Genomic DNA, 20,195 nt, shown 5'->3' with positions numbered 1-20,195 from the left:
CGCGAAGGCGGTGTGTCAGTCGCTGCATCTGTTGCTGCACTATCGCTTTCGCAGGCAAGCCAGCTCCCACATTTGATCTTTGTTGCTTTGAGTATTGCGGTCGGCAGTAGGGTAAGCCACCCACCTATGGCCGAAACAACTTGAGAACCGCTCTCAACCCCGTAAAATGCCGCAGCCGTTGTATCACCGTCTTTCAGGGAAGAATCCAGGCCAGTGCGTTTTCAGGCTGCCTTTCTCCTTGGAAAACCCAGCAACGCTGATTTCCTCACCCAAGGAGCACCCTGTGAAGACACTGTCCAAAATCCTGCTGTCGGGCCTCACCGCCGCGGCGCTGTTGACCGTGGCCGGTTGTGCCACCGAGAGCAACCGCGCGATGCCGGTGGAGCAAGTCGCCAGCGCCCACGTGGCCTATTCCGGCGTGCGTGTGCCGATTGCCGTGGGCAAGTTCGATAACCGCTCCAGCTACATGCGCGGCATCTTCTCCGATGGCGTTGACCGTCTCGGTGGCCAGGCCAAGACCATCCTTATCACCCACTTGCAGCAGACCAACCGCTTCAGCGTGCTGGACCGCGACAACATGGGCGAAATCTCCCAGGAAGCCAAAATCAAAGGCACCGTGCAGAAGCTCAAGGGCGCTGACTATGTGGTGACTGGCGATGTGACCGAGTTCGGCCGCAAAGAAACCGGCGACCGCCAGCTGTTCGGCATCCTCGGCCGTGGCAAGACCCAAGTGGCCTACGCCAAAGTCGCGTTGAATATCGTCAACATCAACACCTCCGAAGTGGTGTATTCCACCCAGGGTGCCGGTGAGTACGCGCTGTCCAACCGTGAAGTGATCGGCTTCGGCGGCACCGCCAGCTACGACTCCACCCTCAATGGCAAGGTGCTGGACCTGGCCATGCGCGAAGCGATCAACCGCCTGGTCGACGGCATCAACGCTGGCGCCTGGAACCCGCGTAACTGATCAGCCACACCACAAGGAGCAGTACACGGATGAGCAAGGCAGTGAAGTTAGCGCTGACGCTGGCAGCAATCGCGACGGTAGCCGGGTGCCAAACGGCGCCCCAGCCCCTGTATCAATGGGAAAGCTACCAGCCGCAGGTTTACGAGTACTTCAAGGGCGAGCCCAAGGAAGCGCAGGTGGAAGCACTGGAGCGCGATCTGCAGAAGATCAACGCCAGTGGCCGCAAGGCGCCGCCGGGTTACCACGCGCACCTGGGCATGCTGTACATGAACATGGGCAAGGATGACCAGATGGTGCAGGAGTTTCGCACCGAGAAGGCGCTGTTCCCTGAGTCTGCTGCGTACATGGACTTTCTGTTGAAAAACGCCAAAGCCGGAGTCGCCACCAAATGAGCCTGTTAAAACTCACCGGCGCCTTGCTGGCCCTGGCGTTGCTCGGCGGTTGCGCCGCGCCCAAGACGGTCGATTATTCGGCGTACAAACAGGCACGGCCCAAGTCGATCCTGGTACTGCCGCCGATCAACGAATCGCCGGAAGTGCAGGCGTCCTACAGCCTGGTGTCGCAAGTCACCTACCCGCTGGCCGAAGCCGGCTACTACGTGTTGCCGATTGCCCTGGTGGACGAAACCTTCCGCCAGAACGGCCTGACCACCGCCAACGATATCCAGGCCGTACAACCGGCCAAGCTGCATGACATCTTTGGTGCGGACGCGGCGCTGTACATCACCATCAGCGAGTACGGCACCCAGTACATGCTGATCTCCAGCGACACCTCGGTGACGGCCTCGGCCAAACTGGTGGACCTGCGCACCGGCACCACCCTGTGGACCGGTTCGGCGCGGGCGTCGAGCGAGGAGGGCAATAACAACGGTGGCGGCCTGGTGGGCATGCTGATCACGGCGGCGGTCAAGCAGGTGATCAACAGCTCTACCGATGCGGCGCATCCGATTGCCGGTATCACCAGTGCGCGGTTGCTGTCGGCAGGGCAACGCACCGGCATCTTGTACGGCCCGCGTAACCCCAAGTACGGCACGGACTAAGAGAACACCGCCATTCAAATGTGGGAGCTGGCTTGCCTGCGATAGCGGTGTGTCAGGCAGCCTTNCAGCACTGGCCCACCGCTATCGCAGGCAAGCCAGCTCCCACATTGATCGGGGTGAATTTCGAGGGTTTAACCCAAACCCAACCTATCTCGCGTCTGACCTTGTGAACGGCTCATTCATTCACGAGGCTCAGCCCCATGTCCCGCCCTCTGCTTTACCTGCGTCCCGCTGCCCAAGGCTTTACCGTTACCCTGCTGGTGGCGCTGGCTGGGTGTGGGCTGTCATCGTCCCCCGAAGTCTCCAAACCGGTTGAACCGGCGCCTCTCGCCGAGCTGCACAGCGCGCCGATCCAGAATGCAGTGGTCAAGCGGATGGCCATGCCGGCACCAATGAGGGTGCGGGAAATGGCGACGATGGACTACCGCAGCGAACCCCGCGAGCAATACGCCAACCTGCCGGATAACCCGGTGCATAGCGTCGCCGAAACCCCGGTCTCCACCTTCAGCGTGGATGTCGACACGGGCAGCTACGCCAACGTACGGCGCTTCCTCAACCAAGGCCGCCTGCCGCCCGAAGGCTCGGTGCGATTGGAGGAAATGGTCAACTACTTCCCCTACCACTACGCATTGCCCACCGATGGCTCCCCCTTTGGCGTGACCACCGAGCTGGCCGCTACGCCGTGGAACCCGCGCACAAAACTGCTGCGCATTGGCATCAAGGCTTCCGATAAAACCGTGGCAGAACTGGCGCCCGCCAACCTGGTGTTCCTGGTGGACGTGTCCGGCTCCATGGACCGCCGCGAAGGCTTGCCGCTGGTCAAAAGCACGCTGAAATTACTGGTGGATCAACTGCGCGATCAGGACCGTGTGTCGTTGGTGGTGTATGCCGGTGAATCCCGGGTGGTGCTCAAGCCCACCTCGGGCAGTGAAAAAGCCAAGATCCGCAACGCCATCGAGCAACTCACCGCCGGCGGCTCCACGGCGGGCGCGTCCGGCATCGAACTGGCCTACCAGATGGCCCGCGAAGGCTTTATCGATCAAGGCATCAACCGCATCCTGCTGGCCACCGACGGCGACTTCAACGTGGGCATCAGCGTTTTTGACAGCCTCAAGCAAATGGCCGTGGCCCAGCGCAAAAGCGGCGTATCGCTGACCACCCTCGGCTTTGGTGTGGACAACTACAACGAACACCTGATGGAACAACTGGCCGACGCGGGCGACGGTAACTACGCCTACATCGACAACCTGCGCGAAGCGCGCAAAGTGCTGGTGGAGCAACTCAGTTCGACCCTGGCCGTGGTGGCGCGGGATGTGAAATTGCAGGTGGAATTCAACCCGGCCCAGGTCAGCGAATACCGCCTGCTGGGTTATGAAAACCGCGCCTTGAAACGTGAGGATTTCAGCAACGACAAGGTCGATGCCGGCGAAATTGGCGCGGGGCATACGGTGACCGCGCTGTATGAAATCGTGCCCAAGGGCGAGAAGGGCTGGTTGGAGCCTCTGCGTTACGCCGCGGCGCCTGCGACCGAAGGCAAATCCGATGAGCTGGCGATGCTACGGGTGCGCTACAAGCCCGCTGCGGGCGGTAACAGCCAGTTGATCGAGCGCCCCATCGCCAGCCAGGCTGCCCCGGCCAGCGACGACCTGCGCTTCTCGTCTGCCGTGGCCGCCTTCGCCCAACAGCTCAAGGGCGATGGCCGCTACACTGGCATCATGAGTGTGCAAGACACCGCCAGATTGGCACGCTCGGCCCGCGGCGATGACCCCTTCGGGCTGCGCAACGAATTCGTGCAACTGGTGGAGCTGGCCCAAAGCCTCAAACCAGAATCCCGAACACAACAATGAACCAATGTGGGAGCTGGCTTGCCTGCGATGCAGACAACTCGGTTCACCAGGCACACCGAGTGGATGCCATCGCAGCGTTGCGACGATTCGACAAGCCAGCTCCCACACTAACCCTGCTTCGGCTGACAAAAAGGAGTTCGCCCATTACATGGCCGTTCCAGACGACTCACCCAGCGACGAATCGCTGCTGGCCCGCTATCGAACCGGTGACGCTGCCGCCTTCGAAGCCTTGTACAGCCGCCACCGCCAGGGCCTGTACCGCTTCCTCGTGTCCCTGTGCAACAAAGCCGAACTGGCCGAAGAAATCTACCAGGACACCTGGCTCAGCCTCATCCGCAGCACCACCCAGCCACAAGGCCGGGCGAGTTTTCGCACCTGGTTGTTCCAGATCGCCCGCAACCGCCTGATCGACCACTGGCGCAAGCACGGCATCCACAACCCCCTGCATGACAGCTACGATGAACAGCTCCACGCCCAGGCCGATGACAGCGACGGCCCCGAGCAGCAACTGACCCTCAGCCGCGACCAGGCGCGCCTCGACGCGGCCCTGCAAGAGCTGCCCGAAGACCAGCGCGAAGTGTTTCTGCTGCGCCTGCACGGCGAGCTCGAAATACCGCAAATCGCCACCCTCACCGGCGCCCCGCTGGAAACCGTAAAAAGCCGCTTGCGCTACGCCCTGCAAAAATTGCGGCGCCTGCTGGCCGAGGAGGTACCTGTATGACTGACTCCCGACACACCCCGGACGACGCGCTGCTCCAGCACTACCGTCAACACAGCACGGGCGAACCGCCCGCGTCCCTGGACGCCTTCATCCTCAACGCCGCCCGCCGCGAAGCCCCGCAGCCGCAACCCAGCCTGTGGCAACGCTGGCTGCAAGCCTGCCAACGCCCGCGCTGGCAAATGGCATTCGCCACCGTCGCCGGGTTGGCACTGATGATCGGCGTGGTCATGCGCTCCCCCGTGCCGCAGCCCGAAATCACCACCGCGACATTCTCCGCGCCGCACCACGAAGAAGCCGCCCAGCCAGCGCCGCAAGCCTTCTCCGCACCTGCGCCAATGGCCCGGATGGCGATAGCGCCACGGGTTGAAAGTGCGCCTGCTCAAGCCGAAAGCGCAGTGGCGGATCAGCCAGCGCTGAAACTCAGCAAACGGGCGCTGCCGACGTTGGAAGAAGGTCTGCAGGAAATTGTGAACCTGCGTCGAGCGGGTGAAACCAGGGCCGCGGATGAAAAACTGCTGGCGCTGTACCAACGCTTTCCCGAGGAGGACTTGCCGGCACGGCTAGAGGCGTTGCAACAGCAGTGAACCCGCCGCCACGAACCAGCCCCAGGCCTGTCGACCTGGGGCTTTTTATTACAACCCGCCGTAGGCCCGGGACCACGCCACCGTGTCCGTGAGGGTCTGCTCCAACCCGCGAAAACTCAGCCCCAGTTCCTCTTCACTTTTACGGTGGTCAAAGCGGGTACGGTGCTCCTCGCGTATCAACAGCCGCAACGTCGCCATGCTCAGCAAGATGGGCTTTCCAGTCAGGTACGCATAGGCCTCTTGCACCGCTGCCAACAGGTACAGCGCGGGCAGCGGCAGTTGGCGGGAGGGCACCTTGACCCCGGCAATACGCCCCAGCACCGGAATCAGCTGGCGCATGGTCAAGTTGCGACCGGCCGCGAGATAACGCTCGCCCCGTCGCCCGCTCTGGGCGGCAGCAATGTGCGCCCAGGCCACATCGCGGGCATCGACCAGCGAAAAGGTGCCAGGAATCAGCCCCGGCAACTTGCCGTTGATCACGTCCCGGACCAACTGCCCCGAAGACGTCGGCCCACGGTCGCCCGGCCCCCACATCCAACCGGGCAAGACCATGCAGGCGTGCATCTGCGGATGGCTTTCAAGAAACCTCAACACCTCCCGCTCAGCCAGGATCTTGCTGCGGTAGTAGTCGTCCGCATCGGCTTCGGCCCGCAGGCACGTCTCGTCGATCGGCGTACCGGGGGCACCGTCGAGCACGGCAATCGACGAGGTGTGCACAAACCGTCGCACACCGGCGTCATACGCCTGTTGCAGCAGGGCTCGGGTACCGACGACATTGATCTTCTCCAGTTCCTCCCAATGGCTGCCGCCCTTGTAGTTATCGCGAAAAAACGCCGCGCAGTGAAACACCGTATCGCAGCCTTGCAACGCCGCCGCGAAGGCATCCACATCCGCCATGTCCCCCACCACCTGCTCCACGCCCGGCACATCGCCGAACTGCTGCGCACCCTTGGCCGCCGAGCGGACCAGCGCCTTCACCGCATAACCCCGTGCGACCAGCTCCCGTACCAGGTTATTGCCCAGCAAGCCGGTGGCACCGGTCACAAAGGTGCTGCGCAAGCGATTGGGGTTCGTGTTCATACAGGCCATTCCATTTGTTGAGAAGGCCAGTAGATATACCGGGCAGCCCGCGCCGTAAAAACAGCGCCTGCGGCATAATGGCTTTGCACATCTGCACACCAGGGAAGCGCGGAGATATGGCATTGCAGGCAAATTGGGACGATCTTCGACTGCTGCTGGCAGTCTCACGGCGCGGCAGCTTTTTACAGGCAGGCCAATTACTGGGTATCGCGGCGTCTACCGTCTCCCGCCGCCTCACCCAACTGGAAACCGCCCTTGGCGAACCACTGGTGGAACGCGGCGTGGAAGGCTGCCGGCTCACCTCCCGAGGCCAAGCCCTGGTAGACGTCGCCCTGGCAGCCGAATCCGGCCTGCGACGCCAGGCCCCCGCCGACGGCACGCCAGCAACCCTCAGCGGCACCGTGCTGGTGAGCGCCGGCGAAGGCTTTTCCGCCAGCGTGCTTGAGGCCGCCAGCCGCTTCACCTCCCAGCACCCAGGCTGTTCCGTAGAACTACAGGTCACCACCGACTTTCACAAAATCGTACGAGGCGTGGCCGACATCGCCATACGCACCGCACACCTGGGCGAACCTTCCCTGATCTACCGAGGGCTCGGCAAACTCGCTTACGGCGTATTCGCAACTGCTGAATACCTGCAACGGTTTCCTGCGCTAACGCCAGCTACCGCCGCCAGTATCGCCTTGCTGCCGCCGCTGGATCTGCTGCCGCAAATGCGCGCTGCGAAAGCTGCGGGGGTGGACCGTGCGCCGATCAGGGTGAGTTCGTTTGCGGTGCAGCTTGAATCGGTGAAGCGGGGGATGGGGGTGGCGGTGTTGCCGCGTATTTTGGCGACGGGGTTGAGTGAGGTTTTTCAGGAGATAGAACTACCGGCGATGGAGGTTTATTTGGTTACGCGGCCGCAGGCGTTGAAGCAGGGGCATATTCAGGGGTTTTTTGGGGTGTTGGAGGGGGTGTTGCGCGGTGAAATTTCAAGCCTGGAAAAGCAGCATTCCGGGAATTCATCAAGGCCTTCGTAATACTCAACCCATCGGGATGTAGGCGCTTAGCCACTCGTAGCAACATCGAGTTGCGCGTGCAAGTGGCTCACAAAAAAGCCCCGGGTCTAAAGACCTCGGGTGTTTCATTCATATCTGGCTCCACACTTCTGCGGCGATGGTGCTGGCGTCCTTTGACATTTCCAACACACCAATGCGTTCTTGCCATTCCTCGAATTTGACAGGTAGAAAGGACGCATTTGTAATGCGCAGCGCAGCTTCGGTGATATACCTCTAAGGCATTAACTGCATCTCCGACAAACCGTATTCCCCCAACGAATACAGCAACGTCCCATACCCCAGCTGGACGTAGCCAACCCTGTCAGCACCATAATCCCCGCCACCACCTTCCACTTGGACGTTATTTGCCATGGCCTGCACATTCGGTGCGCTGAGGCCCTTTCGCACGGCGTAGTGGTTGTAGAGCAGTTCCCATATCGGACGGGTTTCGCCGCGATGATCGGCCGAGATGACGGTCTGTTTGAAGCTGCTGTTGGGGATGGGGGTAAACGGCACCTCCTGGCCAAGGTTGTACTTGGCCACATACTCGGCGCCCTGCAGCACGCGGTTGTTCTGGTAGCCGAACAGGTCGTTGCCCTGGCTCCAGGCCATTTGGCAGAAACTGCCGAGCAGGGCTATGTCGAGCATTGCGTGTGACTGATCACGTCCGCTTTCCTGGACTTGACCAAGGCCATCGCCGTAGAGCTTCCACACCGCGTGGGCGATGGCGCCGTTACCGGTGCCGTGCTTGAAGTAGTCGACGGCCTCGTTGTAGAGATCGCGGCGGTCGGTCAGTACGCCGATGGCCAGCATCGAGTTCATGTTGGCTAGGTCCCAGCTGGCCCCATGATGATCAGGCCGGGCGCCGTCGTGGTTCACCAGGAAGTCATGATTGATGGGGTAGAACACAGTGAGCATCATGCCTTGAAAACGCTGGAAATCTTCCGCCCGCCACTTTGGGTAGCTGCGCAGCAGTTCGGCCGCGTTGGCCAGTTGGTAGCCGTACAAGCCTGCCACCAAAGCTCTGCCGGGCTTGTCTTTGATCGCGGTGAGGGTCAAGGCCCACTGGTTCAAAATACTCACGGCCTTGTCGGCATACGCCGGGTTGTTGGAGATCTGCCAGCGCAGGGCCAGTGCATACGCGGCGGCTGCGTCGTTGAACAGAACACTGTCGTTATTCGGGCCGCCTGAAGTGGGGTACACCACCGGCATCGGGTTGGGCTGCCAGGCTAATGAGGCATGGGGGTTGGCGATCAGCTTCTGCCAGCCGGCCAGCCACGGCTGGTTATAGTTGGCCAGCTTCTCGCGTATCCGCGTGAAGTCCTCCCGGGTCTGGAGCAGGCCAGGATGCACGAACGCTTCGGTATGCAGGGTGGGGGAGGCTTGACTGCCGATACTCATCAATAGCGCATAGAGCAGCACGGCTCTTTTGGACAGGTACTTCAAACGGATCATCGTGTGTACGCCCTGATGGGGAGAACCTTGCGCGGTCTGAAAAGCCATTCTCACAGGACTGGAATCTGCCCCAGGGATAGTTCAGATGAAGCCTGCATACCCGGGGCTTGTTGTCAGAACGTGTAGTTGATTGCAAACAGGCCCAAGCCTGCGGTTTCGCGCCTTACCAGCGGGCTGTCGCTGGCCTGGTCAGCGTATTGAGTCAGCGTCAGGCTGGCCAGCGTTGACCAGTGCGCGTCGAAGGTGTGTTGCCAGTTCAAGGCAGCGGAGTAGGCATAGATCCCGGCGTCGGCGGTGTACTTGCTGTAGATCGAGCGTTGGCTCTGAGCCTGGGTGACGCCGAAGAACGTCTGGTTGTAGCGGCTATCGCCGGCATGGGCGTCGATGGCCAGGCTCAGGGTGTCGCGGTCTGTGTGCAACAAGATGCCTTCCAGGCCAAAGCGGTAACGGTTGCCTCGGTGCTCGCCGGCCATGCGCAGTTCGGCTTCGCCGTTGACCGACAGCCAGTCAAGCAGTTGTTGGCTGAGGGTAAAGTCGGCGACGGTTGCGCCGTTGATATCGCCCATACCTCTGAGCTCGTCGCCGCCCGGGCTGGTGATGCTGTCCTTCTCTTTGCGGCCCAGGTCGTAATTGATCGCTGCGCTGGCGCTAAAACCACTGTCGGATTGAAATTGCAGGCCCACGCCGCGAGTGGTGTCGGCGAACAACGCTCCGTGCTGGATGCTGAGCATCGGCAGTACGAGCGGACGGTAGCGGTCAGCACCCATGTAGCGAGGCGTGACACCCATGCCAAGGCCCAGGGTAACGGTGGTTTCTTCGGCTGTCGGGCTGGCGTCGGTCGCCTGAGCCTGGGGCGCGAGCGCGCAGCACAGCAGCGTGACGGCGCCCAACAGAACGTTGTGGGTAGGGGAGGTGGTGAAGTTCATGGTCAAGCCCTATGTGCAAAAGAAGACAGCAGTGCGCCCGCCGACGCGCGACACAACACCTCCCTCTGATCGAGCTGTTCAGGCCCGTTGATAGGCTTGGACAGCGATGCAGTGGTCGGCATAGGATCGGCTCGCGAAAGCGGGCGTAGGGCAATACTGGCAGCGCACTTTCAATAAACCGTTCGTAAATTATCAAGGTTTCATCAAGAGGCTTCTTTGTGTCAGGAAAACGTATCCTCATCGTCGAAGACGACGCCGACAGCGCCAACATTCTCGAAGCCTACTTGCTCCGGGATGGCTATGAGGTGGCCCTGGCCGAAGACGGCCAGCGCGGTCTGGACCTGTACAAAAGCTGGCAGCCCGACCTGATCCTGCTCGACGTGATGCTTCCGCGCTTGAGCGGCACCGAGGTGTTATCCGCCGTGCGCCGTAGCAGTGACACGCCGGTCATCATGGTCACGGCCATGGGCGACGAACCGGAAAAACTCGGTGCCTTGCGTTATGGCGCGGACGACTATGTGGTCAAGCCTTACAGCCCGCGCGAAGTGGTGGCGCGGGTGCACGCGGTGTTGCGGCGCACCACCGGCAACCAACCGGTCGAACACCTGCTGCGCCATGAAAACCTGCGGGTGGATCTTGTTGCGTTTACCGCGGCCATTGAGCAGGGCGAAGCACCACCGCAATGGCTGGACCTGACCCCAACGGAATTTAAGCTGCTGGTGACGTTGCTCAAGACGCCGTCCAAGGCCTTCACTCGTGATGAGTTGCTGGAAATCTGCCTACCGGAAAGCGAAGCCCTGGCCCGCGTCGTCGACACCCACGTGCACAACCTGCGCCGCAAGCTGGAAAACCACGGCATCACCGGCGTTCTGGTCACGGTGCGCTCCATTGGCTATCGATTCAGGTAACGCACATGCTTGAGCAACCGCGGGTCAACGACAAACCCATGTGGCGCTGGATCGGCCTGCGCATGAGCCTGCTGGCGATCGGCGCGGTGGTGGTGATCTCGGTGTGCATGTGGATCAACGTCACACTGTCGGACTGGTATTTTGTGCAGCATCTGCCGCCTGGGCCGCGTGAGGAGCTGCTGGCGTTGCGCGCCGAGCCAGAGCTCAATGAGGCACGCTTGCGTCAAGTGGTTGCCCAGTACTATCCGCTGGACTATTTCCAGCCGGCTATTGCCAATCGCGACTGGCTGATACTGATCGGCCTGGTGCTGGCCGCGATCCCTATCATCATTGGCTTCGGCCTGTGGTTTTCGCGGCCCTTGTCCAGCCAGTTCTCGGCAATTGCCCAGGGCGCCCGGCGAGTCGCCGGCGGTGATTTCCTGACTCGCCTGCCGGTGCACCGCGACGCGCCCGACGAGCTGCAACGGCTGGTCAGCGACTTCAACAGCATGACCACGCAACTGGAGCGCTATGAGCGCGATGTGCGTGAATCCAGCGCGGTCATTGCCCACGAACTGCGCACACCCTTGAACGCCGCCATGGGGCGCGTGCAGGGTATGCTCGATGAGGTATTCCCCAGCGATGCCATGCAGTTGGGCATGGTCAAGCGTCAGCTCGATCAACTCAGAAAGCTGGTGGATGATTTGCACCTGTTGTCGATGGCTCGTGCTGGCCGGCTGGTGCTGGAGCGCAGCGAGTTTTCTCTGGTAGCTCTGGTGGCGGAGCGGTTGGCGTGGTTCCAGCCGCAGTTGGATGAGGCTTGCGTGCTGACGCAGGTCAGTATTGCTGATGGGCTTCGTATGCATGCCGATCGTGATCGCCTGGGCCAGGTGATCAACATTCTGGTCGATAACTTGCTGCGTTATGCGGCCGGGGGAGGCGAGTTGAATGTAACGGCGCGCCGGGTTCACGGTTCGGTGGTGATTGAAGTCGGTGACCGAGGGCCAGGTATCGAAGCCCAGCATCTGGACAGCGTGTTCGACCGCTTCTGGCGTGCAGAGCGCTCCAGGGCACGTTACTCGGGGGGGAGCGGGCTAGGCTTGTCCATCGCCCGTGCGATCTGCCAGGCCCATGGCGGTACCATTACTGCCCGTAATCTGGTCGAAGGCGGTACGCTGATCAGGGCGGAGGTTCCTGTGTAGGCGTTTCTTCTTTGCTTGAGACCGGCGCTCAAGGCGGTGAAATCGTAATGATCGTAGAGCTGGAAAACTGCTTGGGAAAAAGGGGGGGAGAAAAGGGGATTTATTTTCACCTCTACTATCCCGACGCGACTCAACACTCTCTCACCACCCACCAAACGCACAAAAAAGCCCCAGATCTCCCGACCTGAGGCTTTTTCATTTCATATCTGGTGCACCCGGCGGGATTCGAACCCACGACCCCTGCCTTCGGAGTCCTAAAAGTCGACGTTTAGAATCAATACGTTAGCGCGGATTAGCTGGGAAATCAAAGGGTTGTGATAGCTGGGCTTAGCGAGTTTTCGCCCCGGTTAGCAGGGCGAATGTGGCAAATTTGTGGCATCGCGATAGAAGACTTAATGTGGAATGAGCTTTGGAGGGCGACTGGACGTCTGAGTAATCTAAATTAATCCGCCCATCTTCTCCTATGAGCGGAAAAGCTTGAGCTTATTCTGCCAATCCTAAGCTCCGCTAGACTGGAGACTTTCGTTTGCTCCTGTGTCTTGCGGTATCTTTGCTTTTCGCTGGATGCTCTGGTGCATTATGAATCCTCCCCCTAGTTTCGAAGTTACATGCCGCTGTCCATCAAAAAGGGGACAGATTTATTTTCAACCCGTCGTGAAGCCGCGTAAGGAGGGAATCACCTCGTCGGCCGATGAGATGTTGCTGGTGCTGCATAAGCGCTTTCCGAACGAGGTCTCATCAGCGCGGTTTGAGGTGTTGCATAAGCACTAAATCACCACCCACAAAAAAGCCCCAGATCTCTCAACCTGAGGCTTTTTCATTCCACATCTGGTGCACCCGGCGGGATTCGAACCCACGACCCCTGCCTTCGGAGGGCAGTACTCTATCCAGCTGAGCTACGGATGCTTGTGCGGGCGACATCATACCCATGTCGACCTGATGCGTCCATTCCGGCATTCCCCCCGCCCCCTGTCGTCCATTTCCGACAAAAAATGGCTAATCGCCACCCTCATTCACAACTCCCCGCGCCGCGCGTCCCTTTGTTTGCTTTGCTCTTGTGGCTTTAACCCGCTTCCACGCCGCAATTCCTCAGGTGAACGCATGCATTCCAAAGGAACCGTGATGCTCGATCTCCCGCTCAGACAAACCCTGCTGGCTCGCTCCGATTTGTTTCGAGGTATGCCGGAGCATCTCTTGCGCTACGTCGCCACCCATATGGTGGAGCGCACGCTGGATGATCGTGAGCTGTTGTATTTCAAGGATGACACCCTCGAATTCATTGCGTTGGTGGTGGAGGGGCGGATTTATTCGGTGGTGCATGGGCCGGATGGGCGCGAGCAGATTATCGGCAGTACCGGGGCCGGGCAGGTGGTGGGGGAGACCGCGTTGATCAAGGATCATGGGCGCGAGTCTTCCACCTTTGCCAGCGGGCCCACGCGGTTGTTGCAGTTGGGTAGCCGGCATTTTGCTGTGTTGTTTGAGGAGCCGGTGTTTCTGCGGCGTTTGTTGATGTTGATGATGCTGAGGTTGCTGCACGCCATCGAGTTGCTGGAGTTGGTGTGCCTGCATCGGCTGGAGTCGCGGTTGGCGCGGTTTTTATTGGCGAACCTGGGCGAGATCGACCTGGCGTTGGCCTTGCCCAGTGTGTCGTTGCCCGCAAGCCAAGGGGTGTTGGCGTCGATGCTGAATACCAGTCGCCCCAAGTTGAATGTGCAGCTGCAAGTGTGGCGGCGCAGTGGCGTGATCAGCGGCGATCTGGAGCGCATGGTGATCAACGATGTCGAGCATTTGCGGCGCAAGGCTTTTGCGCTGAATTAGTTGTGGCGGTGTTCCCCAGGTAACAGCGTACCCCCGTCGAGCCCTCGCAGACTGGCCCTTCATCAAGGATGCACAGGAGTGCTGGCGATGGGGATGACTGTTCAGTTCAAGGATCAATGGGCCGCCGATGACCGTTTGTTCGAAGCGAGTTGGCGCGCCGTGCAGGGTGAGCTCAGGCGCCGGGCGTTGCGGCGGGCCAAGGGCAATCTGGACCAGGGCCAGGAGTGGTTGTCGGCCACGGCGATCAAGGCCCTGTTGTTCTTTCGGCGTTCGCCGGAGCGCATTCGCGACCCTGAGGGGTTTCTGTTTCTGGTCCTCGACCATGTGTTTCTCGACAGCGTGCGGCGCAGCAAGCGCGAGGGGCGGCTGTTCGATGATTCGGTGGACCTTGAACACGATCACCTGGCCGCGCTCGCCGCGCCCTGCGCCTCGGTGCTGGAGCGGGTGGAATCTTATGAGCGCCTGGAGCAGCTCGAGGCGCACGTCGCACGGTTACCGCTGTTGCAGCAGCGTTTGTTCGAGATGCGTTTTGTCGATGACCTGCCTTACCCGCAAATTGCCGCCGAGCTGCACGTGAAGCTGCCGCTGGTGCGCAAGCGTGTGCAACTGCTGCGCGATGCTTTGCGCTGAAGGTGATTCACACATGTTGGCGTGGGGCGTTCTAGTGGTATGAGCGCAGCACGCCGCCGCTATCCACACCCAAACCTGGGTGAATGCCATCAAGGAGAGATGTATGACAGAGGTCAACAGCCAGATCACCGACGCGGTCACTCAAACCAACGTCAAGGTGGTGGCAGAGGCGCCAGCCCAGGCCATCGCGTCGCTGTACCAGGTGGCCAGCAGCGCGGCGGGCCTGTCGCTGCAGAACGCGGTCAATAGCCAGCAGGCGATGAACCAGATTTCCAACGCGGTGATCTCCAAGGCCGTGGCGCTGATCATGCAGATTGGCGAGAAGGGCTAAGCCCTCGGGAGATTGATTATGTCGTGGTTCAGTCGCAAGAAACCCGCCGCCTCCCAAGCAACGCCCGCCGCCGACCCTCCGGCGACAGCGCCCCCTGCACCGGCCTCGCGCTCGATCATGGCGCGCATGAACGAGCACCTGCTCAACCAGGTGAGCGCGCCGTCATCCGACAGTACGGCGGCGCTCAATAGCCAGATCGTGCAGGCGGTGCAGTTCACCAACGCGCAGAACTTTGCCTATGCGCCGGCGCAGATCGCGGTGCCGGCCGACATGATGATCAGCCAGGCGGCCGGGCTAGTGGCGCAAGCGGCGGCGGGGTACTTCGATGGGGTCAGCAAGATCGCGTTGGCGGCCCAGGCCGTGCTGCTCCAGCAAATGACCGAGAACATCGTCAAGGACAACCTGCCGGCCGCTGCCGAAGACGCCTTGGGCGCCCTGGCCACCGACCTGCTGGTGGGCGCCGCTGCCGCTGTGGCTGCCGCTGCCGGTGCAATGGAGGCCGAAGCCGCCAGCGTGGCCATCGACAAGATCGACCAGAGCATCGCCAAGTACGCCGACACCTTGGCCAACCGGGCCGCGCCAGCGGCCTGAACCGAGCACAGCGCTTCGGCGTTCTGCTGGGGCGGTGCAACAGCAACTTGAAAGCAACTTTTCTTGAGTGAGGAGCGACATCATGGACGTTGGAGATCTTATTTTTTCGGTGAAGCAAGAAGATGACAGTACGACGCGGGCTTTCATCAAAGCCGGTCAGTTGGTCAAAGCCAAGGTGTTCTCACAGGACACGACGTATCTGAATGTGGTCCACCCGGCAATTGCGGTGAGCAAGACCATGGTGATCGAAAGCGTCGGCACTGGCCTGGCGTTGACTGACGTGAGCCTGGAAAAACCCCCTCGCACCGCCATGGTGTTTTCCTGCCGTGACACTGAGCTGGGGTTTGCGGCGGCGCTGGCGGCCAAGCAGTTTTATTTCGACAAGCTCGGCGATGAAATCGACGGCAGTTATAGCGCGTGGAACGCGATGCTTTCTGCATTCAAGAACTGGAAGGCCAACGACACTCTGCAGGCTCGGATCAATGAGTCGATAGCGATAGGCAGCGGTTCCTTTTGCTCACAATTCGCGGCCAACGCTTATGAGGTCGGCAACCTCTACAACGCGGCCAATCTGGTTCCGCCACCGCCGGCCATTTTCAATCGGCAACCCTCAGCGATGACACCGGCAGAGCTCGCGACGTTCTGTGCTGCGTCGCCGCGTTTTTTCTTTGCCGGTTTCTGGGAAGACGGCAGAGAGGTGCGGCTTTAGCGGCCCTTTTGCAGGCGACGTAAAACCCAAGGAGATCGACATGGCACCCCCTTCCACACCCTCGGTCCTGTCCACCGACGACCGCCAGCGGCTCGAAGCGATGCTGCGCAACCCGCAGATTTTCGCCGGAACGCCCCAGGCCATCGTCGACGAAACCCTCAAGCGCGCTACCGAAGTGCTTGCGCAATCGAAGGCCAACGAACAAGCGCTCAAGACCGCTGCCCTGCAACGTGAAGCGGCGCTGCGCCAGGTGTTGGACGGCGCAGCTCCCGACCAGGATGCGCAACGCAAGGAAGTGCAGGCATTGATCCAAGGGTTGATCGCCCAGATTGAAGCGGCGCTGGGCCCCACTGCAAAACCTTGACCCTGCGTTTCACAGCGCCTGTTCCGCAACGTTCATTGATGAACACGGAATGCACCGTGTACTAAATAAGGAAATTGATCATGCCATTAGTCAACGAGCAAATTACCGACGCGGTCACCCAGACCAACGTCAAAGTGGTGGCCGAATCGCCTGCGATGGCGATGAGCACTATCTATCAATCCATGGCGCAGGCCACGGCGATTCTGTTCCAGAACGCGGTGTCGGCCCAGCAGCAGCAAAACACCCTGGCCCAGGCGGCCACCAACCAGGGCGTGATGCAGATCTACAGCGTCGATACCACCGCAGGTGCGGCGGCTACCGAGAAAGTCGCCCAGGGCGGCGTGTCGGATAACCTCACCAGCCTGTTGACCGTGCTCAAGTCTTTCCAGCCTTAAGCACTGAGCAATAACGGATGTTGTTCTTTCTCAACCCAGGAGTTTCAACCATGAGTACAGTCAGCCCGCAAATCACCGATGCCGTCACCCAGACCAACGTCAAGGTCGTTGCCGAATCACCCGCGATGGCCATGAGCACCATCTATCAATCCATGGGCCAGGCCACGGCGATCCTGTTCCAGAACTCGGTCTCGGCCCAACAGCAACAAAACACCCTGGCCCAGGCGGCCACCAACCAGGGCGTGATGCAGATCTACAGCGTCGACACCACCGCTGGCGCCGCCGCCACCGAAAAAGTCGCCCAGGGCGGCGTGGCCGACAACTTGACCAGCCTGTTGGCCGTGCTCAAGTCGTTCCAACCTTAAGCTGCAGAGCCCCCAGCAGCCCCGGCGCCCACCAGGCTCCGGGGCTGTTGTCGTGTGTGCGTTTGATCCGAAAGATGAACCGGATGCGCCATATTCGTTCTTTTTTTCGAACATCCTATTGCCCTGTACCCCCATTGATCCTAGGATTCGTTTGAGATTTCAAACGCTCTGTCTCCCGTGCGCTCTTTCATTTCTTCTGCGCGCTGGGGCTGATTTCCCTGACGGCAGCCCACAAGGCGCCTTTCAACAACTCTAATTCGCTCCGCGTGCGCGCGGTGCTGTTAAGGAAAGCCGACATGCAGCTTAAAGACACCCAGTTGTTCCGCCAGCAAGCCTTTATCGATGGCGCTTGGGTCGATGCGGACAATGGTCAAACCATCAAGGTCAACAACCCGGCCACGGGCGAGATTCTCGGCACCGTGCCGAAGATGGGCGCCGCGGAAACCCGCCGCGCCATCGAAGCCGCCGACAAGGCCCTGCCAGCCTGGCGTGCACTCACCGCCAAGGAGCGCGCCAACAAGCTGCGCCGCTGGTTCGAACTGCTGATCGAAAACCAGGACGACCTCGGCCGCCTGATGACCCTCGAACAAGGCAAGCCGCTGGCCGAGGCCAAGGGCGAAATCGTCTACGCCGCTTCCTTTATCGAGTGGTTCGCCGAAGAAGCCAAGCGCATCTATGGCGACGTGATCCCCGGCCACCAGCCCGACAAGCGCCTGATCGTGATCAAGCAGCCCATCGGCGTGACCGCAGCCATCACCCCGTGGAACTTCCCTGCGGCGATGATCACCCGCAAAGCCGGCCCGGCTCTGGCTGCCGGTTGCACCATGGTGATCAAGCCGGCCTCGCAAACCCCGTTCTCGGCCCTGGCCCTGGTTGAGCTGGCGCACCGCGCCGGTATCCCCAAAGGCGTGCTCAGCGTAGTCACCGGCAGTGCTGGCGACATCGGCGGCGAGCTGACCAGCAACCCGATCGTGCGTAAATTGTCCTTCACCGGCTCGACCGAAATTGGTCGCCAACTGATGGCCGAATGCGCCAAGGACATCAAGAAAGTCTCCCTGGAGCTGGGCGGTAACGCACCGTTCATCGTGTTCGACGACGCCGACCTGGATAAGGCCGTCGAAGGCGCGATCATCTCCAAGTACCGCAACAACGGCCAGACCTGCGTTTGCGCCAACCGCCTGTACATCCAGGATTCGGTGTACGACGCCTTCGCTGAAAAGCTCAAGGTGGCGGTGACCAAACTGAAGATCGGTAACGGCCTGGAAGACGGCACCACCACCGGCCCGCTGATCGACGAAAAAGCCGTGGCCAAGGTGCAGGAACATATCGCTGATGCCCTGAGCAAAGGCGCCAAGTTGTTGGCCGGTGGCAAGGTGATGGAAGGCAACTTTTTCGAACCGACCATCCTGGTCGACGTGCCGAAAAACGCCGCCGTGGCCAAGGAAGAAACCTTCGGCCCGCTGGCGCCACTGTTCCGCTTCAAAGACGAAGCCGAAGTGATCGCCATGTCCAACGACACCGAGTTCGGCCTGGCCTCCTACTTCTACGCCCGCGACCTGGGCCGGGTGTTCCGTGTGGCCGAGGCCCTGGAATACGGTATGGTCGGCGTCAACACCGGGTTGATCTCCAACGAAGTGGCGCCGTTCGGCGGCATCAAGGCCTCGGGCCTGGGCCGTGAAGGTTCCAAGTACGGGATCGAGGACTACCTGGAAATCAAATACCTCTGCCTGGGTATCTAAGGCACGGGATTGCAGTAAACGCAGAGGGCACGAGAGCGCTGCCCCTTTGCGTGTTTCACATGGTTATTCGCAGTGGCCGGGAAAGCTGTGGCAGTCGATCATCGCATGCTGCCGTAGTTGCCTCCCCGCCACCTATCCTTGAGCCACGCCGCCCGATGAGCGGCGAATGAGGACTTTATGAGCAAGACCAACGCATCCCTGATGAAACGCCGCGAAGCCGCTGTACCGCGCGGTGTTGGCCAGATTCACCCGATCTTCGCCGACTCCGCGAAGAACGCCACCGTGACCGACGTTGAAGGTCGCGAGTTCATCGACTTCGCCGGCGGTATCGCCGTGCTGAACACTGGCCACGTGCACCCGAAAATCATCGCGGCCGTGACCGAGCAACTCAACAAGCTGACCCACACCTGCTTCCAGGTATTGGCCTACGAGCCCTACGTAGAAGTGTGCGAAAAAGTCGCCGCCAAGGTGCCAGGTGATTTCGCCAAGAAAACCCTGTTGGTCACCACCGGTTCCGAAGCGGTGGAAAACGCCGTGAAGATCGCCCGCGCCGCCACCGGCCGTGCCGGTGTGATCGCCTTCACCGGTGCTTACCACGGCCGCACCATGATGACCCTGGGCCTCACCGGTAAGGTCGTGCCTTACTCGGCCGGCATGGGCTTGATGCCGGGCGGCGTGTTCCGTGCGCTGTACCCCAACGAACTGCACGGTGTGAGCGTCGACGACTCCATCGCCAGCATCGAGCGCATCTTCAAGAACGACGCCGAGCCGCGTGATATCGCTGCAATCATCATCGAGCCGGTGCAGGGCGAGGGCGGTTTCTACGTCGCGCCAAAAGCCTTCATGAAGCGCCTGCGCGAACTGTGCGACAAGCACGGCATCCTGCTGATCGCCGACGAAGTGCAAACCGGTGCCGGGCGTACCGGTACCTTCTTCGCCATGGAACAGATGGGCGTTGCCGCCGACCTGACCACCTTCGCCAAATCCATCGCGGGCGGTTTCCCGCTGGCCGGTGTGTGCGGCAAGGCCGAGTACATGGACGCCATCGCCCCAGGCGGCCTGGGCGGCACCTATGCCGGTAGCCCGATTGCCTGCGCAGCAGCCCTGGCGGTGATGGAAGTGTTCGAAGAAGAGCACCTGCTGGACCGCTGCAAGGCCGTGGGCGAGCGCCTGGTGACTGGCCTCAAGGCCATCCAGGCCAAGTACCCGGTGATCGGCGAAGTGCGTGCCCTGGGCGCGATGATCGCGGTCGAGCTGTTCGAAGACGGCGACACCCACAAGCCAAACGCTGCCGCTGTTGCCTCCGTGGTAGCCAAGGCACGTGACAAGGGCCTGATCCTGCTGTCCTGCGGCACCTACGGCAACGTGTTGCGCGTACTGGTGCCGCTCACCTCGCCGGACGAGCAGTTGGACAAAGGCCTGGCGATCATCGAAGAGTGCTTCTCCGAACTCTGACCAACCTTAGTCACTGTGGCGAGGGAGCTTGCTCCCGCTGGGGCGCGAAGCGGCCCCGC

Annotated in this window: 22 protein-coding genes and 1 tRNA gene; 19 read left to right on the top strand and 4 right to left on the bottom strand. The window is 60.9% G+C overall.

What is annotated here, in order from left to right:
* Positions 1 to 283 precede the first annotated feature (283 nt).
* The 6 genes from ACTJLA_RS26200 to ACTJLA_RS26175 all read left to right on the top strand — a co-directional run bounded on the left by ACTJLA_RS26200 (position 284) and on the right by ACTJLA_RS26175 (position 5,155).
* Positions 284 to 964 (top strand): CsgG/HfaB family protein, encoded by a 681-nt coding sequence (locus ACTJLA_RS26200; RefSeq protein WP_005783620.1) that lies wholly within the window; start codon positions 284 to 286, stop codon positions 962 to 964.
* Positions 965 to 993: 29 nt separating this feature from the next.
* On the top strand, positions 994 to 1,356 hold the full coding sequence (locus tag ACTJLA_RS26195) for a DUF4810 domain-containing protein (RefSeq protein ID WP_005783622.1): 363 nt from the start codon (positions 994 to 996) through the stop codon (positions 1,354 to 1,356).
* Positions 1,353 to 2,003 (top strand): DUF799 domain-containing protein, encoded by a 651-nt coding sequence (locus ACTJLA_RS26190; RefSeq protein ID WP_005783625.1) that lies wholly within the window; start codon positions 1,353 to 1,355, stop codon positions 2,001 to 2,003. Before ACTJLA_RS26195 ends, ACTJLA_RS26190 begins: the two co-directional genes overlap by 4 nt.
* 200 nt (positions 2,004 to 2,203) lie before the next feature.
* Positions 2,204 to 3,850, top strand: a complete 1,647-nt coding sequence (locus tag ACTJLA_RS26185) for a vWA domain-containing protein (RefSeq protein WP_197900647.1) — start codon at positions 2,204 to 2,206, stop codon at positions 3,848 to 3,850.
* Positions 3,851 to 3,998: 148 nt separating this feature from the next.
* A complete protein-coding gene (locus ACTJLA_RS26180) occupies positions 3,999 to 4,571 on the top strand; it encodes an RNA polymerase sigma factor (RefSeq protein ID WP_313043343.1) in 573 nt (190 codons plus the stop codon).
* Positions 4,568 to 5,155, top strand: coding sequence for a hypothetical protein (locus tag ACTJLA_RS26175; RefSeq protein WP_314550910.1), 588 nt, complete (start codon positions 4,568 to 4,570; stop codon positions 5,153 to 5,155). Before ACTJLA_RS26180 ends, ACTJLA_RS26175 begins: the two co-directional genes overlap by 4 nt.
* Before the next feature lie 48 nt (positions 5,156 to 5,203).
* Here ACTJLA_RS26175 and ACTJLA_RS26170 read toward each other — a convergent pair whose 3' ends face one another.
* On the bottom strand, positions 5,204 to 6,235 hold the full coding sequence (locus ACTJLA_RS26170; RefSeq protein WP_181125395.1) for an SDR family oxidoreductase: 1,032 nt from the start codon (positions 6,233 to 6,235) through the stop codon (positions 5,204 to 5,206).
* A gap of 116 nt (positions 6,236 to 6,351) precedes the next feature.
* Here ACTJLA_RS26170 and ACTJLA_RS26165 point away from each other — a divergent pair, with 116 nt between their 5' ends.
* On the top strand, positions 6,352 to 7,251 hold the full coding sequence (locus ACTJLA_RS26165; RefSeq protein ID WP_054896828.1) for a LysR family transcriptional regulator: 900 nt from the start codon (positions 6,352 to 6,354) through the stop codon (positions 7,249 to 7,251).
* 252 nt (positions 7,252 to 7,503) lie between these two features.
* On the opposite strand, the gene ACTJLA_RS26160 is transcribed toward ACTJLA_RS26165, so the two are convergent.
* Both ACTJLA_RS26160 and ACTJLA_RS26155 read right to left on the bottom strand, forming a co-directional pair.
* On the bottom strand, positions 7,504 to 8,724 hold the full coding sequence (locus ACTJLA_RS26160; protein WP_054896827.1) for an alginate lyase family protein: 1,221 nt from the start codon (positions 8,722 to 8,724) through the stop codon (positions 7,504 to 7,506).
* A 113-nt stretch (positions 8,725 to 8,837) separates the two neighbouring features.
* Entirely contained in the window at positions 8,838 to 9,650 is an 813-nt protein-coding gene (locus ACTJLA_RS26155; protein ID WP_054896826.1) for a MipA/OmpV family protein, read from the bottom strand.
* 218 nt (positions 9,651 to 9,868) lie between these two features.
* On the opposite strand from ACTJLA_RS26155, the gene ACTJLA_RS26150 reads away from it, so the two are divergent.
* Entirely contained in the window at positions 9,869 to 10,558 is a 690-nt protein-coding gene (locus ACTJLA_RS26150; RefSeq protein WP_003187519.1) for a response regulator, read from the top strand.
* Positions 10,559 to 10,563: 5 nt separating this feature from the next.
* Positions 10,564 to 11,739, top strand: coding sequence for a sensor histidine kinase (locus ACTJLA_RS26145; protein ID WP_054920370.1), 1,176 nt, complete (start codon positions 10,564 to 10,566; stop codon positions 11,737 to 11,739).
* Positions 11,740 to 12,568: 829 nt separating this feature from the next.
* Here ACTJLA_RS26145 and ACTJLA_RS26140 read toward each other — a convergent pair.
* Positions 12,569 to 12,645, bottom strand: a tRNA-Arg gene (locus ACTJLA_RS26140).
* Positions 12,646 to 12,861: 216 nt separating this feature from the next.
* Between ACTJLA_RS26140 and ACTJLA_RS26135 the strand changes: the two genes are divergently transcribed.
* The 10 genes from ACTJLA_RS26135 (at position 12,862) to gabT (ending at position 20,136) form a co-directional block, all read left to right on the top strand.
* Positions 12,862 to 13,557: a Crp/Fnr family transcriptional regulator gene (locus tag ACTJLA_RS26135; protein ID WP_158497510.1), complete on the top strand. Its 696-nt coding sequence runs from the start codon at positions 12,862 to 12,864 to the stop codon at positions 13,555 to 13,557.
* Between the two features lie 87 nt (positions 13,558 to 13,644).
* Positions 13,645 to 14,187 (top strand): RNA polymerase sigma factor, encoded by a 543-nt coding sequence (locus tag ACTJLA_RS26130; RefSeq protein ID WP_314550931.1) that lies wholly within the window; start codon positions 13,645 to 13,647, stop codon positions 14,185 to 14,187.
* A 103-nt stretch (positions 14,188 to 14,290) separates the two neighbouring features.
* The gene (locus ACTJLA_RS26125; RefSeq protein ID WP_003187543.1) at positions 14,291 to 14,518 is read left to right on the top strand and encodes a RebB family R body protein; all 228 of its coding nucleotides are present in this window, start codon (positions 14,291 to 14,293) and stop codon (positions 14,516 to 14,518) included.
* Between the two features lie 18 nt (positions 14,519 to 14,536).
* Entirely contained in the window at positions 14,537 to 15,109 is a 573-nt protein-coding gene (locus ACTJLA_RS26120; RefSeq protein WP_054920366.1) for a hypothetical protein, read from the top strand.
* An 82-nt stretch (positions 15,110 to 15,191) separates the two neighbouring features.
* Entirely contained in the window at positions 15,192 to 15,818 is a 627-nt protein-coding gene (locus tag ACTJLA_RS26115; protein ID WP_034125445.1) for a hypothetical protein, read from the top strand.
* A 40-nt stretch (positions 15,819 to 15,858) separates the two neighbouring features.
* On the top strand, positions 15,859 to 16,182 hold the full coding sequence (locus ACTJLA_RS26110; RefSeq protein ID WP_105225366.1) for a hypothetical protein: 324 nt from the start codon (positions 15,859 to 15,861) through the stop codon (positions 16,180 to 16,182).
* Positions 16,183 to 16,262: 80 nt separating this feature from the next.
* A complete protein-coding gene (locus ACTJLA_RS26105) occupies positions 16,263 to 16,577 on the top strand; it encodes a RebB family R body protein (RefSeq protein ID WP_003187550.1) in 315 nt (104 codons plus the stop codon).
* A gap of 50 nt (positions 16,578 to 16,627) precedes the next feature.
* Positions 16,628 to 16,942: a RebB family R body protein gene (locus ACTJLA_RS26100; RefSeq protein WP_003187551.1), complete on the top strand. Its 315-nt coding sequence runs from the start codon at positions 16,628 to 16,630 to the stop codon at positions 16,940 to 16,942.
* Between the two features lie 296 nt (positions 16,943 to 17,238).
* Entirely contained in the window at positions 17,239 to 18,681 is a 1,443-nt protein-coding gene (gene gabD, locus ACTJLA_RS26095) for an NADP-dependent succinate-semialdehyde dehydrogenase (protein WP_003187552.1), read from the top strand.
* 177 nt (positions 18,682 to 18,858) lie between these two features.
* The gene (gene gabT / locus ACTJLA_RS26090; RefSeq protein WP_014716416.1) at positions 18,859 to 20,136 is read left to right on the top strand and encodes a 4-aminobutyrate--2-oxoglutarate transaminase; all 1,278 of its coding nucleotides are present in this window, start codon (positions 18,859 to 18,861) and stop codon (positions 20,134 to 20,136) included.
* Positions 20,137 to 20,195 lie beyond the last annotated feature (59 nt).

This window comes from Pseudomonas sp. 22072, from assembly GCF_052046095.1.
Taxonomy (GTDB): Bacteria; Pseudomonadota; Gammaproteobacteria; order Pseudomonadales; family Pseudomonadaceae; genus Aquipseudomonas; species Aquipseudomonas paracarnis.
This window is presented reverse-complemented; position numbering and strand designations above follow the sequence as displayed.

Coding starts and splice junctions, on each gene's coding strand:
- ACTJLA_RS26115 (WP_034125445.1), top strand. CDS start 15,192: ATGGACGTTGGAGATCTTATTTTTTCGGTGAAGCAAGAAGATGACAGT.
- ACTJLA_RS26100 (WP_003187551.1), top strand. CDS start 16,628: ATGAGTACAGTCAGCCCGCAAATCACCGATGCCGTCACCCAGACCAAC.
- gabT (WP_014716416.1), top strand. CDS start 18,859: ATGAGCAAGACCAACGCATCCCTGATGAAACGCCGCGAAGCCGCTGTA.
- ACTJLA_RS26185 (WP_197900647.1), top strand. CDS start 2,204: ATGTCCCGCCCTCTGCTTTACCTGCGTCCCGCTGCCCAAGGCTTTACC.
- ACTJLA_RS26180 (WP_313043343.1), top strand. CDS start 3,999: ATGGCCGTTCCAGACGACTCACCCAGCGACGAATCGCTGCTGGCCCGC.
- ACTJLA_RS26125 (WP_003187543.1), top strand. CDS start 14,291: ATGACAGAGGTCAACAGCCAGATCACCGACGCGGTCACTCAAACCAAC.
- ACTJLA_RS26165 (WP_054896828.1), top strand. CDS start 6,352: ATGGCATTGCAGGCAAATTGGGACGATCTTCGACTGCTGCTGGCAGTC.
- ACTJLA_RS26120 (WP_054920366.1), top strand. CDS start 14,537: ATGTCGTGGTTCAGTCGCAAGAAACCCGCCGCCTCCCAAGCAACGCCC.
- ACTJLA_RS26170 (WP_181125395.1), bottom strand. CDS start 6,235: ATGAACACGAACCCCAATCGCTTGCGCAGCACCTTTGTGACCGGTGCC.
- ACTJLA_RS26175 (WP_314550910.1), top strand. CDS start 4,568: ATGACTGACTCCCGACACACCCCGGACGACGCGCTGCTCCAGCACTAC.
- ACTJLA_RS26145 (WP_054920370.1), top strand. CDS start 10,564: ATGCTTGAGCAACCGCGGGTCAACGACAAACCCATGTGGCGCTGGATC.
- ACTJLA_RS26155 (WP_054896826.1), bottom strand. CDS start 9,650: ATGAACTTCACCACCTCCCCTACCCACAACGTTCTGTTGGGCGCCGTC.
- ACTJLA_RS26195 (WP_005783622.1), top strand. CDS start 994: ATGAGCAAGGCAGTGAAGTTAGCGCTGACGCTGGCAGCAATCGCGACG.
- gabD (WP_003187552.1), top strand. CDS start 17,239: ATGCAGCTTAAAGACACCCAGTTGTTCCGCCAGCAAGCCTTTATCGAT.
- ACTJLA_RS26105 (WP_003187550.1), top strand. CDS start 16,263: ATGCCATTAGTCAACGAGCAAATTACCGACGCGGTCACCCAGACCAAC.
- ACTJLA_RS26130 (WP_314550931.1), top strand. CDS start 13,645: ATGGGGATGACTGTTCAGTTCAAGGATCAATGGGCCGCCGATGACCGT.
- ACTJLA_RS26135 (WP_158497510.1), top strand. CDS start 12,862: ATGCTCGATCTCCCGCTCAGACAAACCCTGCTGGCTCGCTCCGATTTG.
- ACTJLA_RS26110 (WP_105225366.1), top strand. CDS start 15,859: ATGGCACCCCCTTCCACACCCTCGGTCCTGTCCACCGACGACCGCCAG.
- ACTJLA_RS26190 (WP_005783625.1), top strand. CDS start 1,353: ATGAGCCTGTTAAAACTCACCGGCGCCTTGCTGGCCCTGGCGTTGCTC.
- ACTJLA_RS26160 (WP_054896827.1), bottom strand. CDS start 8,724: ATGATCCGTTTGAAGTACCTGTCCAAAAGAGCCGTGCTGCTCTATGCG.